The sequence below is a fragment of the Sphingopyxis sp. USTB-05 genome, assembly GCF_023822045.1.
GTDB lineage: Bacteria > Pseudomonadota > Alphaproteobacteria > Sphingomonadales > Sphingomonadaceae > Sphingopyxis.
The window spans coordinates 3,175,213-3,191,209 of the sequence record NZ_CP084712.1 but is presented as its reverse complement, the minus strand read 5'-3'; the positions used below and the strand labels follow the sequence as shown (position 1 = coordinate 3,191,209).

Genomic DNA, 15,997 nt, shown 5'->3' with positions numbered 1-15,997 from the left:
TTTATCCCCCATGACTCAGAGTGTTTCCCTTCCCCCCGTACCGCCCGCGCGGTCAGAGCGAAGTCCCGGCGTGAAGCTGGTCATCGCAGTGTTGATTGCGGTGGCGCTGATGGTCCCGCTCCTGATGATTTACGGCCTGCTCTGGGATCGCCAGCAGCAAGCCGAAACCGCCCAGGCCTCGATCGGCCAAGGCTGGGGCGGGCAACAGACGATCGCCGGACCGGTGATCGTCATCCCCTATCGCGCCACGGAAACGACGACGGTGCAGGAGAATGGCAAGGATGTGACGCGCACCGTCAACACGATCCGTAACCTCTATCTGTCGCCGCAGACGAACAAGGCCGACGTCGTCATCAAACCCGAGAAGCGCAAGAAAGCGATATACGAGACCGTTGTTTACGAAAGCCAGATCGCTGGGAGCGCCGAGTTCGTTCTGCCCGCCGACATAGCGCGCTATGGCGTCAGCCGCGAGGCATTGATGCTCGACCGCGCCGAAGTGCGGCTGGGCATCAGTGATGCACGCGGGCTGGTAGACGGCAACAGCCTGACAGTCGACGGCACGCCGCTTGCGCTCCAGCCCGGTAAGGGGCTGCTCTCCACTGGCAATTCGGGAACCTTCGCTTTCGTCGACTGGAGCGCGGCGGCGCCGATGAAGGTCGATTACAAGATCGGCGTCCGCGGGCTGGGCGATTTCAAGCTGATTCCGCGCGGCGTCGATACGCGCTGGACGGTGAAGTCGAGCTGGCCCAATCCGAGCTTCGGCGGCGATTTCCTTCCGGCGAAGCGCGATGTGAAGAGCAGCGGTTTTACCGCGACCTATGCTGTCCCGAACCTGGCGTTAGGGCAGGCGCAGGTGCTGACGGGCGATTTGTCGCCGCCGGTCACGACCAGTTACGGCCCGCGCGACGCCTATATGGAACCGGTGGCGGTCGAGGCTGCCAGCGGTGGCGGCGGCAGCGAGGCGTCGGGGGGCACGGCGAAGGCGGTCGCGATCAGCCTGATCGAGCCCGTCGACCTTTACAGCCAGGTCGATCGCAGCATCAAATATGGCTTCCTGTTCATCGGTTTCACCTTCGTCGCCTTTTTGATGTTCGACATCATCGCGGGCGCACGGGTGGCGCCGGCAGAATATCTGCTGACCGGCATCGCGCTGGTGCTGTTCTTCGTGCTGCTGCTCGCCTTTGCCGAAGTGATCGGGTTCACCTTCGCCTATATGCTGGCGTCGGCGGCGATCATCGGCTTGCTGGCCTTTTACAGCGCGGCGGTGCTCAAGAGCTGGAAGCGCGCGCGCTTCCTCGCGGCGATGCTGATCGGGCTCTATGCGCTGCTCTATGTGCTGCTCAATCTCGAAGCCTATTCGCTGCTCATCGGTTCGGTGTTGATGTTCTTTGCCCTCGCCGGGGTGATGTATATGACGCGCAACATCGACTGGGGCGGGATCGGCAAGAAGGATGAAGTGGCGGCTTAGCGTCGCTTTACTTCGTCATTGCGAGCGAAGCGAAGCAATCCAGAGCGGTTCCACTTCGCTGGATTGCTTCGTCGCTTCGCTCCTCGCAATGACGATATCGTCTACCGCCAGCGCAGATTTTGGGGGCCGAGATCCGACAGGGCCTTGGCCCCCATCAATTTCATTCCGCGCTCCATTTCGGCGCGGAGCAAGGCGATCGCACGCGTGACGCCATCCTCGCCCGCGGCAGCCAGCGCATAGAGGTAGAGGCGGCCGCCCGAACAGGCCTTCGCCCCGACCGATAGCGCTTTCAACACATGCGTGCCGCGGGTGATGCCGCCGTCACAGATCACCTCGACCTTATCGCCGACCGCATCCACGATCTCGGCGAGCGCATCGAAGGGCGAAATGCTGCCGTCGAGCTGGCGGCCGCCGTGGTTGGAGACCATGATTGCGGTGGCGCCGATCTCCGCGGCGCGCTTCGCATCCTCGACCGCGACGATGCCCTTCAGGCAGAAGGGCCCGTCCCATTTCTTGCGGATGGCCTCGGCGCGGTTCCAATCGAGGCTTTGGTCGAGCATCGAGGTGAAATATTCGGCGACCGATTTGGGGACGCTGGATCCTTCCGACACGTGCGTCGCAAGATTGGGCAGGCTGAATTTTTCGCGGAGGACATAGTTGAGGCCCCAGCCCGGCTTGGCGGCGTAGCTCAGCATGTTGCCGGCGGTGAAACGCGGTGGCGAGGTGAAGCCGGAGCGCAGGCAGCGTTCGCGATTGCCGCCGACGATCGTATCCACCGTGAGCGCGACGGCGTCGAACTTCGCGTCGCGCGCGGCGTCGAGCATCGCCTGATTTAGGCCTTCGTCGTGGTGGACGTAGAGCTGGAAAAGCTTGGGGCCGTCGGTGAGCGCGCCCGCCTCGGCAAGGCTGATCGTCGCGAGGCTCGATATGCCTGCGACGGTGCCGGCGTTCGCGGCGGCGCGGAGCACGGCGCGCTCGCCCTGCCAGTGGAAGAGGCGCTGGAGCGCGGTCGGGGACAGGAAAAGCGGCATCGCCATCTCGCGCCCGAACAGCGTCGTTCGCATGTCGACGCTTTCGACACCGGCTAGGACGCGCGGGATGAGGTCGCAATCGTCGAAAGCGGCGCGGTTGCGGCGGCGCGTGACCTCGTCATCGGCGGCGCCATCGATATAGTCGAACACGGGCCAAGGCAGGCGCCGCTTTGCGAGTGCGCGGAAGTCGTCGATATTGTGACAGTCGGTGAGTTTCATGCGTGCCCTGCTTTTATCCCGTCATTGCGAGCGTAGCGAAGCAATCCAGAGCGGTTTGCGCAACTCTGGATTGCTTCGCTACGCTCGCAATGACGAATCTAGAAAACCGTCCGCGCCGCCACCGTCCCCTTGGTCGCGAAGCTGAAGCGCGGTTCGATTGCGAGGCTGGCGTCGAGGATATGCGCGGCGATGCGCTTGCCGACCGCGGGGCCGTTCTTGAACCCGTGGCCCGATCCGCCGCCGACGAGCCAGACATGCTCCTGCCCAGGAAAGCGATCGATCAGATAATCGCCGTTAGAGCTATTCTCATATTGGCAGACGCGTCCGCCGAGCAGCGGCGCCGACGCCAGGCCGGGGAAGCGACGCTGCATATAGGTGCGTGCCTCGGCTATACCCGCAGGCGAAAGCTGGCGTTCCATGGTGTCGGGATCGACCGTCGGGCCATGGACGTCGATCGCGATCTTGAACCCTGTGCCTTCGAGATCGGGGACGCCATAGACGATGCGGCCGTTGTTGAAGTCGGCCCACACCGGCAGTTCGGGCGGTGCAAAGCGCGTATCGCCCTGCGGCGCGCCGAAATGATAGACCTCCTGCCGCGTCGCGACGATCTTGTTCATCAACTGCTGCGGGAAAAGTTCGGCGATCCACGGGCCTGCGGCATAGACGAGATGGTCGGCAGTGCCGCCGTCGGGCAGCGTGTGGCGCTTCGTCTTTTTCGAAAAGAGCGGCGCGGGCATGACGACGCGCTCGACCTCGATCTGGGCGTCGGCGATCAACTCCTGCACCCCGCGAGCGGCGATGAGCGCGCCGGCCTCGGTTTCGAGAATCCCGGTCTCGCCCTGATAGAATTGGATCTGGCGATATTTATTCTGGAGCCAGCTTACGTCGCCATGTTCGTGCCCGACGCGGTTCGCCTGCAGCCAGGCGAGCGACTGCGCGGTGTAGGCGTCCCCTTGCGGCGCGAACCAGAGCACACCGGTGTTGTGGAAGATCGGCGCGCTCGCGCTGTCCGAGAGGTCTTTCCAATATTTGAGCGAGTCGCGCGCCATCTCCGAATAGATGGTGTCGGCGCCATAGCCCATGCGGATAACGCGGCTTTCGCCCCCCGACGATGCGCGTGCGTGGCCCGCGCCATAGGCGTCGAACAGCCGCACCGTCTTGCCCGCGCGCAGCAAATGCCATGCGGTCCATGCGCCGAACACGCCAGCGCCGATGATCGCGACATCGACATGCTGGACCCTCGGCTTGGCGGGTTTTCGCTTCTTGGGCTTGCGTTCCTTGCTTTCGGCCGCGGCGGAGGCCGCCGCCGCAACGGGCAGCGCGGCAAGGCCAGTCAGGAGCGCGCGACGCGAGGGACTGTTATCGGCCACCCGATGAAGCCTCTTTCTTGTAATAACGATAGCCGCCGATCCAGGTTTCAAGCGGGGTCATGCGACGGATCTCGTCGGGGCTGGCGAGCATCGGGTCGGCGTCGATAAGCAGGAAGTCGGCGCGCATTCCGGGCATCAGCGTGCCAATGCGGTCCTCGGCGAAACCGGCAAAGGCGGCGGTGCGCGTAAAGCCGTCGAGCGCGGTTTCGCGCGTCACGATTTCCTCGGGGCGCCAGCCACCGAACGGCTCGCCCTTGGCATCGGTGCGCGAGATTGCGGCGGCGATGCCGGGGAAGGGATTGGCGCTTTCGACGGGCACGTCGGACCCGAAGGCGAGGCGGACGCCCGCCTTTTCGAGGCTGCGCCAGGCATAGGCGCCCTTGAGGCGGTCGGGGCCAAGGCGCGCCTCGGCCATCACGCGGTCGCTCGTTTGGTGGACGGGCTGCATCGACGCGATGACTTTCAGCTCTGCGAAGCGAGGAATGTCGACGGGGTCGATGATCTGCGCATGTTCGATGCGCCAGCGGCGCTCGCCGGGAAGGTCGGCGGTGAGGTCGCCGATGGCGGCGAGCGCCTCGGCATTCGCGGCGTCGCCGATCGCATGGATCGCAACCTGGAACTTGTCCATCGACGCGCGCACCATCTTGTTGCGAAGCTGTGCGGGGGTGAGGAGCGGCAGGCCCTTCTGTCCCGGTGCATCGCTGTACGGCGCCTTCAACCACGCACCGCGCGAACCCAACGCGCCGTCGAGATAGAGTTTCACCCCGACCATGCGGAGGTGGTCGTCGTACAGCCAGGGCGTAGGTTCGGATCCGGCGATGATCGCCATATTGTCGATGTCACCGCCATAGCTCAGAATCCGAACCGAAAGCTGCTTCTTGTCGCCCGCGCGGCGATACGCCTGCCAGTCGGCGATGCTGGTGCCCATGTCGGCGATCGTCGTGATGCCCTGTTCGAGCAATTTCTGCTGCGCGAGGTACAGCGCACGGTCGAGGTCGCGCGCGAGCGGTTTGGGCTTGGCGCTGTCCACGAGGCTCATGGCGGCGTCGATGAAAACGCCGCTCGGCTTGCCGCCCTCGATTTCGATACGGCCGCCCTCGGGCGACTTGCTCGCCGGGGTGATCTTTGCGGCCGTCATCGCCGCTGTATTCGCCCAGCCGGCGTGGCCGTCGACGCGTTCGAGCCAGACGGGGCGGTTCGGCACCGCGGCGTCGAGGTCGGCCGCGGACGGGAAGCGGCCGAGACCCCATTTTTCCTGATTCCATCCCGACCCGATGATCCACGGCATTTCGGGATTTTCGGCGGCATATTTGCGGATCGCCGCCTGCGCTTCGGCGAGACTGTTCGTGTTCGACAGGTCGAGCAGCATGAGCTGGAAGCCCAGCCCCATGACATGACCATGCGCGTCGATCAGGCCGGGAATGAGCGTGCGGCCCTTGCCGTCTTCCTTGAAATCGGGGCGTTCGGGCCGCTTGTCCTTGCGGTCGAGCAACTGCTTCACCTTGCCCTGCGTGTCGATGACGAGGCCGGTAAAGCGGACGAGCTTGCCGTCCTTGTCGAGCGTGATGCCGTTGACATTATCGACGAGTGTATCGGCGTGCGCGGGCGCCGCGAGGGTGACGGCCAGCGCGGTCAGAAGGAGGCGCTTCACTTCGGCAACCTCGTCACGAGCGAACTCGTATCCTTTCGCCCGCCGCCGGCTTTTTGGACGTCGGCGTAAAATTGGTCGACCAGGCTGGCGACCGGCAAGGTTGCGCCGTTGACCCGCGCTTCGTCGAGCGCGAGGCCCAGATCCTTGCGCATCCAGTCGACGGCAAAGCCGAAGTCGAATTCATCCTTGGCCATTGTGCCCCAGCGGTTGAGCATCTGCCAGCTTGCCGCCGCGCCGCCCGAGACTGCCTCGAACACCTTGTCGGTGTCGAGTTTCGACGCCTGCGCGAAACGAAGCGCTTCGGATAGCCCCTCGATCACGCCGGCGATCGCGATCTGGTTGACCATCTTCGTCGTCTGCCCCGCGCCGGGGCCGCCGATATGGACCATACGCGCGGCATAGGCCTGCATCACCGGTTCGGCGGCCGAGAAGGCTTCCTTCGTTCCGCCGCACATGATCGAAAGCGTGCCATTCTGTGCCCCGGCTTCGCCGCCCGAAACGGGGGCGTCGACGCATAGCAGACCGAGCCCGTCGGCTTCGACCGAAAGCTGGCGGGCGATGCGCGCCGAGACGGTCGTATGGTCGACGAACAGCGCGCCCTTTCGCATCGCCTTGAACGCGCCGTCGCGGCCGAGCGTGACTTGTGCCAGATCATCGTCGTTGCCGACGCAGGTCAGGACGACATCGGCATCGCGCGCCGCCTCAGCCGGCGTCGCGGCCGCGGTGCCGCCGTGCTGCGCGACCCAGGCGTCGGCCTTGGCGCGCGTGCGGTTATAGACGGTGAGGGCGTGCCCCGCCTTGACGAGGTGCCCCGCCATCGGTCCGCCCATGACGCCGGTGCCGATGAAGCTGATGCGCAATTTTTGTTCGCTCATGGCCGAGTCCATAAGCATAGTTTGCGCGGCGCGCCAGATAGGCTAGGGCGCTTCCGCTATGACAGATCAACTCACGCTGACCTCCGCCGCCGATCTTCCGGCGATCACATTGGACGATGTGCGCGCGGCGGCCGGGCGAATTAACGGCGCGGTCGTGCGGACACCGACGCTGCATTCGCAGACGCTGTCCGAACTGGTCGGCGCCGAGGTGTGGCTGAAGTTCGAGAATCTCCAGTTCACCGCCGCCTACAAGGAACGCGGCGCATTGAACGCGCTGCTCCTCCTCAGCGACGAAGCGAAGGCGCGCGGCGCGATCGCGGCGTCGGCAGGCAATCATGCGCAAGGCCTCGCCTATCATGGCAAGCGCCTCGGCGTGCCGGTCACGATCGTCATGCCGAGCACGACCCCGCAGGTGAAGGTCTCGCAGACTGCGAGCCATGGCGCGACGATCGTGCTCCATGGCGAGACCTTTGACGACGCCTATGCGCATGCAAGGCTGCTTGAAGTCGAGCGCGGACTGACTTTCGTTCATCCCTTCGACCATCCCCACGTTGCGGCTGGGCAGGGGACAGTGGCGCTCGAAATGCTCGAAGATGTGCCCGAACTGGACACCCTCATTGTTCCGATCGGCGGCGGCGGGTTGCTCGCGGGCATGGGTACCGCGGCGCGCGGGATCAAGAATGACATGCGTTTGATCGGCGTGCAGGCCGAGCTTTATCCGTCGATGTATGCCGAACTCAACGGCGTCGACATGGCGTGCGAGGGCGACACGCTGGCCGAAGGCATCGCGGTGAAGGAGCCGGGCAGCTATACGCGGCGGCTCGTCTCCGAACTCAACGATGATATCGTTCTTGTCGCCGAGCGGCATCTGGAGCGCGCGGTGAGCCTGCTGCTGCAGATCGAAAAGACCGTGGTCGAAGGCGCGGGCGCAGCGGGGCTCGCTGCGATGCTCGCGCATCCCGAGGAGTTCGCCGGACGCAAGGTCGGGCTGGTGCTGACCGGCGGCAATATCGATACGCGACTGCTCGCGAACGTGCTGCTGCGCGATCTCGCCCGCTCGGGCCGCATCGCGCGCCTGCGCATCCGCTTGCAGGATCGTCCGGGCGCTTTGTTCAAGGTGATGAAGCTGTTCGATGAGAAGCAGGTCAACATCATCGAAATCTATCACCAGCGCATCTTCACGACGCTGCCCGCCAAGGGCCTGATCACCGACATCGAGTGTGAAGCGCGCGACCGTGAGCATCTCGACAGCCTCGTCGCGGCGCTCCGCGATGCGGGCTATATGGTGACCACCGTCGAACTCGCATGAGGGAGTTCACGCTCGAACTCACGGCGACGCCTGAGAGCATCGATGAACTCGGCCACGTCAACAATGCCGTCTGGGTCCAGTGGATCCAACAGGTCGCGACGGCGCATTGGGACGCTGCAGCGCCGCAGTCGCACAAGGATGCGTATATCTGGGTCGTGGTGCGGCACGAGATCGACTATCTGCGCGCGCTCGGCCCCGGTGAGACGGTGACCGCGCGGACGTGGGTCGCCGACAAGCCGCAGGGCGCGAAGTTCGATCGCTTCATGGAGTTCACGGGCGCCGAGGGGAAAGTGCATGTGCGGGCGCGGACGGTATGGGCGCTGCTCGACAAGGCAAGCGGGCGGCCGCTGCGCGTCACCGATGACATAGTCGCGCCGTTTCTCGGATGATCATTCGGCCGGCAATTGAATCCGATGCTGCGGCGATCTGGGGAATCATCGCGCCCGTGATCCGTGCGGGCGAGACACTGACGCTGGATCGCGACATGACCGAGCATGACGCGCTGGCCTATTGGTTCGGTGCCGACAAGGAGGCGTTCGTCGCTGAGGATGGCGGCGTCGTCCTCGGTACCTATTATCTCCGCGCGAACCAGACGGGCGGCGGCGGGCATGTCGCGAACGCGGGTTATGTCACCGGCGCGGGGGCAACCGGTCGCGGCATCGCGCGGGCGATGGGGTTGCATTCGATCGAGCATGCAAAGGCGCGCGGCTTTCGTGCGATGCAGTTCAATTTCGTCGTCAGTACCAATGTGCGCGCGGCCGGGCTGTGGCAGTCGCTGGGGTTCGAAGTGGTCGGGCGCCTGCCCGCCGCCTTTGAGCATCCGGCAGAGGGGTTCGTCGACGCGCTGGTGATGTTCCGGTCCCTATGACTATTCGCTGAAGCGTTCGGTCAGGGGCTTTTTGGTTAGGGCGTTCAAGGCTTTCAGTATGGCGCTGTGAACATCGCCAACCTCTTCGAAAAGCGTGCGATAGACCTCGGTAATCCGGGCGCTATAGGCGTCGATGCGGTGGAGCTGGTCGCGGCCCGCGTCGGTGATCCGGAAGATCTTGCGCCGCGCGTCCGCAGGGTCGGCGTGCTGGGTGATGAAGCCGAGACGCAACAATGCAGGACATTTCTGCATCACCAACTGGTGCGACTGGCCGAGTGCGCGCGCCAGCTCGGCCGCCGTCGCTTCGCCGGCATTGTTCAATGCTGTGAGCAAGGAGCAGGAGCGGACGGGCACCGTGATCCCGGCGGCGTCGAACAGCGGCCGCGTCTGTTCCTCGATCTGCTGGCTCAGCGCTTCGCTGAGCCGGCCGAGGAAAGAGATGTCGTCGAGATCAGTCGAGATGTCAGTCGAGGCGGGCATAGGTCTGGGTAGTTCCGTCGCGGTCGATACGTTCGAGCGCGGTGACCTTGCCGCCTTTGCGCACAATACGGAAGCGGAAGTCGTCCACCCCCTCGATCGCCAGCAGATCGCCGGCAAGCGGTTCGAGCGCCAGGCGGAAGCGTTCACGCCAAGTGTAGAGCAATTTGCCGCCGACGAGGTCGACGCGCCGTCCTTCGTAGCGTCCCGCTATCGCCTTGAGCGCAGGGCCGGATAGCTGCGGGTGCGCCGCAAGTTCGGGCGCGAGCCAGTCGGCATCGGCCCGTTTCGCCGGATCGGCCTTGGCAAGGTCGGCAAGTGCGAGGCGGTGCGCCAAGGCAAGGGCGTCGGCCGATGGGAGCTGATGGTCGGGCGTGACGCCCTGACCCTCGAAATCGCCGCGATCGATCGGGTCACGAATCTGGCCGATCGGCACCTGCACGAAAAAGTCGGTGCCAACGGGCTTGCGGTCGACGGGATGCGCGCCGCCTGCGGTGCGTTCGCCGACCAGCGTTGCACGTCCCAGCTTCTTCAGCGTGTAGGCGAACCATTCGGCGGCGGAAAAGCTGGTCGAACCGGTGAGAACATAGACGGGCTTTCCGGTCAGCCGCTTGGCTGGGAGTGCGGGGAGGACCCATTGGCCACGCTCAACCCGGCGGCCGTCGAGCGTATATTCATAGTCGAACAGCTCCTGATCCTTGTCGCCCGGAAAGAGCTGGCTGGCGAGCAACTGGGCCATCTCCAGATGACCGCCATTATTGTAGCGCAGGTCGTAAATCACTGCGTCGCCATTCTCGATAAAGCGCATCGCCGCGGCCGCCGCGTCATAGCCGAGTTCGGGGTCCGCGAAATGCGTCAGGTCGACATAGGCGATATTGCCGTCCAGATAACGGAGGCCGGCGAAGCCGAAATTTTGCCGCTCTTCGTCGCGGCGGTCCTTTTCGCGGAGCGCCGCGGCGCGCGCGGGATCCCGCCGCGCCGCATAATCGGCGACCCACTTCGGATCGAAACCGACCGAGAAATGCAGATCGTTGCTGGCGGAGATCAGGTCGTCGGTCAGTTCGTGCGCGAGCGCCCCCCGGTCTGGCACGGCGTCATAATCGCCGGCGTCAATGTGGTGACGCAGCGCCGCGGCGATGCTCTTGGCTTTGTCGGGGAAGGCATAGTTCGCCTCGATCATCCGGCTGAGTTGTTCAACTATGGCGCGCTTGTCGACCGCCGTGAGAGGTGCGTCTTGCGCCGAGGCAGCGCAGCCAACCGATGCGGCAGTTGCAGCGAAAATTATAGACAAGTGACGGATATTCATGGTTGTCCTGCCGTGATGCGATTTATACAATATATTGCGCAATATATTGTAATTCTCATCGGCGCAAGCCTGCGATCAATCGACGGCAGAGAGTGTCGGGGGAACTATCGCCCGACGGAGTGGTTTTCCACATGCGGTGCGGGCGCGAGTGGAGACCTCGATGGAAACGCAATTGCTGCACCGCGGCCGGTTGATCGACCACCTTCAACTGGTGGTCGCCGATCTGAAGTCCAGCCGCGCCTTTTACGGTGCGATCTTCGAAGTTCTGGGTGTACCGATCGGCGGGGAGGCCGAGGACTATTTCTGGGCGGACGAGTTATTCGTATCGACGAAAGACAGTCAGGCGGCGCTGGGTCAACTGACCGGCCGGCATCATCTGGCGTTTCAGGCGGCGGACCGCGCCGCGGTCGACAATTTTCACAAGGCGGGCCTCGGTGCGGGGGGCCGCGACAATGGCGCGCCAGGCGAGCGGCCCTATCATCCCGGCTATTACGCCGCCTTCCTGCTCGACCCCGACGGCAATAATATCGAGGCGGTCTATCATGGCGCGCATGATCGGAGTGCGCCGTCGGTGAAAATTCGTTTCGAAGGGTGACGGCAACATAGACTTCTCCTGGAAAAATGACGACTGCCAGCCAGCAAATGCCGTGGAATTTATCCCTACGTAAATTTCCAGGCGAAAAAATTACGCTTTTGACACACGGCCTTATCGGCCGTCCGTGCCGTGCGCCCGATAGTCTGCGCAACTTTCGACTTCGCCGCGAGTAATCTTGTCCCAGAACGGACCACGCGAATACGCGGGCCGACCTGCGTGGGCGGCAGTTTTGTAAGGAGAAGTATATGGGCGCCGTTTCCAAGAGTCCGAAAATTTTGCTGATGCTGGCCATGCTGGCAGGAACCGCCACAATGGGGGTAGCCGCGCAGTCGCAGGAACCGCAGGACGCGTCGGGTGGCGATGTCATGGCGACCGTAACTGCCCAGATTCCCCCTGCGTCGGAGATGACCAAGGGCCCCAAGGTTGAAGGTATTATCTCGGCGCGCAGTGAAGGCCGGATTCAGGTCACGACCGCTGATGGCAACAACACGATCCTCTCGATCATTCCTGAAACCCGCGTAAAGGGCAGCGGCGGTTTCCTTGGTCTTGCCAGCAGCAAGCTGGCGGCAGATTCGTTGCTCAACGGTCTGCCGGTGACGGTCGATACGCTTCAGTGGAGCGGCGGCCTCGCGGCGAGCCAGGTCTCGCTGAAGAACAAGGATCTTCGGACTGCGTCGATGATCCGCACGGGCACCGACCAGCGCTTTGCCGAACAGACGGCTGCGACCGATGCGCTACGCAGCCGCGTGGGCGATATCGATCAGTATAATGTCAAGGGCACGACCAACGTGAACTTCGACACCGGCAAGGCGGTATTGTCCGAACAGGCGAAGGCCGATCTGTGCACCGCGGCCAATCAGGCGAACGGGATGGACAACGCACTGTTGCTCGTCGTCGGCTACACCGATTCGACGGGAAGCCAGGAGTTCAACCAGGAACTCAGCGAAAAGCGCGCCAGCCGCGTCGTCAATCACCTTCAGCAGGCGTGCGGCTGGAAGCCCTATCGCATGCTGACCCCCACCGGGATGGCCGAAGCCGACCCGGCGGCCGATAACACAACGCCCGAGGGCAAGGCCCAGAATCGCCGCGTTGCGGTGAATATTCTGGTGAGCAAGGGCCTCGACGGTCTGTAAGATGTTCGGGGTGGGCGGCGCCCACCCCGGCAAACCGACTTAGCGGTTACCGCCGAAGGTATAGCTGAGCGCGATTCCCCCGGAGGGCTGGCTGCGCGAGCCGAGTTGGCGCGTGACGGGCGAGTCCGCCGCGTCGCCGACAAGCCGGTCGTAGCGGCCATAGACGGCGATGCCCCAATTCTTCCCAAACATTCGGTGATAGCCGGCGGTCACACCGACCGACTGGACGCCGCCACCCGGATCATAGGCGGGCAGGCCCGAAGTGAGCGCCGCAGCGGGCGTGACCCCGAAATAGGCGCGCGTATATTTCGCATCGCCCAGCGTCACGCGCGGACCGATCGAAAAGAGCCAGTCGTCGCCCTGCCGCGCGACATAGTCGGCGCTGATTTCGCCGGTCCAGCCCTTGTGGCCGCTCAGCCCCTTGCGCCCTTCGAGACGGAGGCGGAGTTCGGGGGTCAAATGGACCTGACCGAACGCGCCGGCCTCGACCGACAGGCCAACCTTGGGCAGATCGGCGCCGATGTCGGATGCCTTGCGCTTGCCGATGAAGCCGAACGCCGGACCAAAGGCGAAATTGCCCGAACGGACCAGTGGCGAACCGAAGCTCTCGTCGGGCGCCTCGAACGCAAATTCGGCGTCGCGGGTACGCGAGACGTCGATATAGGGGCCGACACTGAACTTGTCCGCGCCGGGCCATGACGGCGAAAGCTGCGGTCCGAGGATGATACGCGTGCGCTTTTCTCCGCCGCCATCGCCCTCCTGTGCGTGCGCCGGCATGGCTGCCAGTGCGAGTGCAGTGAGGAACAGGGCGGGAAACTTGCTGCGATCGGTCATGCGAAATCCTTGTTGTTCCGCATGAAATTCACAGCGGCATTGTTTCGTTCCTAGACCGGCGACCAGCCGGCGGCTTCGTCGCTTTCGTCCTCGCCCGGTTCGGGGTGACCGATCGCTTCAAGCAGCTTGTCGAGTACCGCAGGTACGCCCGCGCCGCTCGCGCCCGAGAGAGCCATCACGGGGTGGCCGCTTTCTTCGGCGAGCTCGGCCGAAAGCGCGGCGACCAATTCGTCGTCGAGCGTGTCGATCTTATTGAGCGCCACGATGACCGGCTTGTCGATCAGGTCGGCGCCATAGGCTTCGAGTTCGTCGCGCACGATGCGATAGCTTGTCGCGACGTCCGTGTCGTTTGCATCGACGAGGTGCAGTAATACGCGACAGCGTTCGATATGGCCGAGGAAGCGGTCGCCAACGCCGGCGCCTTCGGCAGCGCCCTCGATCAGCCCGGGAATGTCGGCGATCACGAACTCATGCCCCTTGTGGCTGACGACACCGAGCTGCGGGCGGAGCGTGGTGAAGGCATAGGCACCGACCTTGGCCTGCGCGTTGGTGACGCCGTTGATGAAGGTCGACTTGCCCGCATTGGGCAGCCCGACGAGACCGGCATCGGCAAGGAGCTTCAGCCGCAGCCACACCCACAGTTCCTCGCCTGGCCAGCCCGGCCCGTGCTGACGCGGTGCGCGGTTGGTCGACGTCTTGTAGCTTGCATTGCCGCGCCCGCCGTCGCCGCCGCGCAGGAAATGAACGCGTTCGCCTTCTTTCGTCAGGTCGGCAAGCAGGCTGCGATCCTCATCATCGTCGAGGATCTGGGTGCCAATCGGCACCTGGATGACGAGATCGGGGCCGCCTGCGCCGGTGCGGTCGCGGCCTGCGCCGGGGGTGCCGCGCTTCGCCTTGAAATGCTGGGTATAGCGAAAATCGATCAGCGTATTGAGGCCGGCGACGGCTTCGAAGACTATATCGCCGCCCTTGCCGCCGTTGCCGCCGTCGGGGCCGCCATATTCGACATATTTCTCGCGCCGGAACGACACGGCACCAGGGCCGCCGTCGCCGGATTTGATGAAGATCTTGGCTTGGTCGAGGAAATGCATGGCGAGGCCTTTAGGGCGTAAACTTGACTGCACATCAAGTTCCGTTCGTGTCGAGCGAAGTCGAGACACCCATCGAAATGGCGCAAGGCCGATGGGCATCTCGACTTCGCTCGATGCAAACGGAATGAAGGGATTGCTGCGGCTCCTAACGCCTAAAAGACGAAAATGCTACCCCTCAGCGCCAGGCTTGCCGCCATGCTCGGCCCAGAACTTTGCGATCCGCCCCGTGATGAGCTCGGTCGCCAGCACGCGCGAGGTGTCGCGCGGCAGATCGAGTGCCTCGGCCATCGGCCCGCCAAGCTGCGCATCGCCGAGCGCCATGAGCACCAGTGCAAGCGTATCCTCATGCATCAGCCTCTTTTCATGCGCATCGGGCGCCATGCCGTCGATCAGCCGGTGGATCGCATCGACGATCGGGTCGAGCGCATCATCATTGCCCGTCGCCGCCATCCATGTCGCGAGAGCGCCCGCGCCGCCCTCATTGAAGGCGTCGAAGGCGAGGTCGACGATCTCGCGCACATTACGGTCGCCGGGCGCCGATTCGGCCATTTTCTTGCCGATCGTCGCGCATACGGTTTCGGCCTGATAGGCGGCTAGGGCCTTTTGCAGCCCCGCGGCGCTACCGAAATGATGGAGCAGGTTCGCGTGGGTGCGGTCGATCCGCGCCGCGACGGCCTTCAGCGTCACCGCCGCAGGCCCCGTTTCGACCAAAATCTGGCGTGCAGCCTCGAGCGCCGCCGAACGGCTTTCCTCGGGACTCAAACGCTTCTTCACTATTGACATGTGTGTAAGTAAACCCTATTGCTGGCCCGTCTCCCCTTTTCGACGGTATGAGCCATATGTCCAGCATTTCCCAGTCGCCGACGCCCGCCGATCTGTCGATCACTCCGCGCGACATGCGCTTTGGCCGTGACGATCGGCAGGGCCGCTGGTGGCTGAACGGCGACCCGATCGCCTCGGCATTCCACACCGCGCTGTCGGTAACTTTTCCGCGCGGCGAGGCGATGTTCATCGAGGCGGTGAAGGCGCACCGCGATGGTGTGCCCGACAAGCTGGCACGCGAAATCCGGGCCTTTACCCAGCAGGAAGTGATCCACAGCCGCGAGCATGTCGTCTTTAACAAGAAGGCAGCGGAAGCGGGGTACGACCTGTCGGAACTCGAAGCCGATGTGAACCAGGTCCTCGACCTCATCAAGACGCGGCCGCAGATCGTCAACCTGATGGCGACGATCGCGCTCGAACATTATACCGCCATGATGGCGGCGGTGATGCTGCGCGAGGACAAGATGTATGCGGGCGCCGAGCCCGAGTGGGCCAGCTTATGGAAATGGCACGCGATCGAGGAAATCGAGCATAAGGGTGTCGCCTACGACACCTGGCTTCACGCGACGAAGGACTGGAGCCGTTTCCGGCGCTGGCGTGCGAAATCGCTGATGATGATCCTTGTCACCACTCGCTTCTGGCCGAAGCGCGTGAAGGGGATGAAGGCGCTGCTTAGGCAGGACGGCCTCACCGGCTGGCGCGTCACGGCGCGCATCTGGTGGTATCTGCTCGGCACGCCCGGCGTGTTGCGCAAGAGCTTCTTCCCTTGGCTTTCCTATTTCATGCCTGGCTTCCACCCGTGGAATCATGACGACCGGTCGCTGATCCAGAAATATGAAAGCGACTATGCCGACGCGATCATGCCGGCGCATTCGTCTAAACCCGAACTGGCTGCCGCGGCAGCCTGACCCCCTGCGAAAGCGCGATCCGGGACGGTTTCTCTCTCCC

General features: G+C 63.9%; 16 protein-coding genes. 7 read left to right on the top strand and 9 right to left on the bottom strand.

What is annotated here, in order from left to right; genetic code table 11:
• The first annotated feature begins 70 nt into the window (after positions 1 to 70).
• Positions 71 to 1,468 (top strand): cell envelope integrity protein CreD, encoded by a 1,398-nt coding sequence (creD, locus tag KEC45_RS14820; protein WP_238586544.1) that lies wholly within the window; start codon positions 71 to 73, stop codon positions 1,466 to 1,468.
• A 101-nt stretch (positions 1,469 to 1,569) separates the two neighbouring features.
• On the opposite strand, the gene KEC45_RS14815 is transcribed toward creD, so the two are convergent.
• The 4 genes from KEC45_RS14815 to KEC45_RS14800 all read right to left on the bottom strand — a co-directional run bounded on the left by KEC45_RS14815 (position 1,570) and on the right by KEC45_RS14800 (position 6,614).
• Positions 1,570 to 2,718: an alpha-hydroxy acid oxidase gene (locus KEC45_RS14815; RefSeq protein WP_062177317.1), complete on the bottom strand. Its 1,149-nt coding sequence runs from the start codon at positions 2,716 to 2,718 to the stop codon at positions 1,570 to 1,572.
• A 98-nt stretch (positions 2,719 to 2,816) separates the two neighbouring features.
• A complete protein-coding gene (locus tag KEC45_RS14810; protein WP_062177319.1) occupies positions 2,817 to 4,088 on the bottom strand; it encodes an FAD-dependent oxidoreductase in 1,272 nt (423 codons plus the stop codon).
• Positions 4,078 to 5,739, bottom strand: a complete 1,662-nt coding sequence (locus KEC45_RS14805) for an amidohydrolase (protein ID WP_083435646.1) — start codon at positions 5,737 to 5,739, stop codon at positions 4,078 to 4,080. The genes KEC45_RS14810 and KEC45_RS14805 overlap by 11 nt, the downstream gene beginning before the upstream one ends.
• Positions 5,736 to 6,614 (bottom strand): NAD(P)-dependent oxidoreductase, encoded by an 879-nt coding sequence (locus tag KEC45_RS14800; protein ID WP_062183458.1) that lies wholly within the window; start codon positions 6,612 to 6,614, stop codon positions 5,736 to 5,738. The genes KEC45_RS14805 and KEC45_RS14800 overlap by 4 nt, the downstream gene beginning before the upstream one ends.
• A 58-nt stretch (positions 6,615 to 6,672) precedes the next feature.
• Between KEC45_RS14800 and KEC45_RS14795 the strand changes: the two genes are divergently transcribed.
• The 3 genes from KEC45_RS14795 to KEC45_RS14785 are packed head-to-tail and all read left to right on the top strand — an operon-like array spanning position 6,673 to position 8,791.
• Entirely contained in the window at positions 6,673 to 7,923 is a 1,251-nt protein-coding gene (locus KEC45_RS14795) for a threonine ammonia-lyase (RefSeq protein WP_062177321.1), read from the top strand.
• Entirely contained in the window at positions 7,920 to 8,312 is a 393-nt protein-coding gene (locus KEC45_RS14790; RefSeq protein ID WP_062177324.1) for a thioesterase family protein, read from the top strand. Before KEC45_RS14795 ends, KEC45_RS14790 begins: the two co-directional genes overlap by 4 nt.
• Positions 8,309 to 8,791: a GNAT family N-acetyltransferase gene (locus KEC45_RS14785; protein ID WP_062177327.1), complete on the top strand. Its 483-nt coding sequence runs from the start codon at positions 8,309 to 8,311 to the stop codon at positions 8,789 to 8,791. The genes KEC45_RS14790 and KEC45_RS14785 overlap by 4 nt, the downstream gene beginning before the upstream one ends.
• Here KEC45_RS14785 and KEC45_RS14780 read toward each other — a convergent pair whose 3' ends face one another.
• Both KEC45_RS14780 and KEC45_RS14775 read right to left on the bottom strand, forming a co-directional pair.
• A complete protein-coding gene (locus tag KEC45_RS14780; protein WP_062177330.1) occupies positions 8,792 to 9,271 on the bottom strand; it encodes a MarR family winged helix-turn-helix transcriptional regulator in 480 nt (159 codons plus the stop codon).
• Entirely contained in the window at positions 9,255 to 10,574 is a 1,320-nt protein-coding gene (locus KEC45_RS14775; RefSeq protein WP_083435647.1) for a S41 family peptidase, read from the bottom strand. Before KEC45_RS14775 ends, KEC45_RS14780 begins: the two co-directional genes overlap by 17 nt.
• 160 nt (positions 10,575 to 10,734) lie before the next feature.
• Here KEC45_RS14775 and KEC45_RS14770 point away from each other — a divergent pair, with 160 nt between their 5' ends.
• Both KEC45_RS14770 and KEC45_RS14765 read left to right on the top strand, forming a co-directional pair.
• Positions 10,735 to 11,169, top strand: a complete 435-nt coding sequence (locus KEC45_RS14770; protein ID WP_062177335.1) for a VOC family protein — start codon at positions 10,735 to 10,737, stop codon at positions 11,167 to 11,169.
• A 245-nt stretch (positions 11,170 to 11,414) separates the two neighbouring features.
• Positions 11,415 to 12,302, top strand: coding sequence for an OmpA family protein (locus KEC45_RS14765; protein ID WP_062177337.1), 888 nt, complete (start codon positions 11,415 to 11,417; stop codon positions 12,300 to 12,302).
• A 39-nt stretch (positions 12,303 to 12,341) separates the two neighbouring features.
• On the opposite strand, the gene KEC45_RS14760 is transcribed toward KEC45_RS14765, so the two are convergent.
• The 3 genes from KEC45_RS14760 to KEC45_RS14750 all read right to left on the bottom strand — a co-directional run bounded on the left by KEC45_RS14760 (position 12,342) and on the right by KEC45_RS14750 (position 15,010).
• On the bottom strand, positions 12,342 to 13,136 hold the full coding sequence (locus KEC45_RS14760) for a MipA/OmpV family protein (RefSeq protein ID WP_062177339.1): 795 nt from the start codon (positions 13,134 to 13,136) through the stop codon (positions 12,342 to 12,344).
• Between the two features lie 50 nt (positions 13,137 to 13,186).
• Entirely contained in the window at positions 13,187 to 14,227 is a 1,041-nt protein-coding gene (obgE, locus tag KEC45_RS14755; RefSeq protein ID WP_062177342.1) for a GTPase ObgE, read from the bottom strand.
• A gap of 168 nt (positions 14,228 to 14,395) precedes the next feature.
• Positions 14,396 to 15,010, bottom strand: a complete 615-nt coding sequence (locus KEC45_RS14750; RefSeq protein WP_062177344.1) for a TetR/AcrR family transcriptional regulator — start codon at positions 15,008 to 15,010, stop codon at positions 14,396 to 14,398.
• 56 nt (positions 15,011 to 15,066) lie between these two features.
• Here KEC45_RS14750 and KEC45_RS14745 point away from each other — a divergent pair, with 56 nt between their 5' ends.
• On the top strand, positions 15,067 to 15,957 hold the full coding sequence (locus KEC45_RS14745; protein WP_062183464.1) for a metal-dependent hydrolase: 891 nt from the start codon (positions 15,067 to 15,069) through the stop codon (positions 15,955 to 15,957).
• Positions 15,958 to 15,997: the final 40 nt, after the last annotated feature.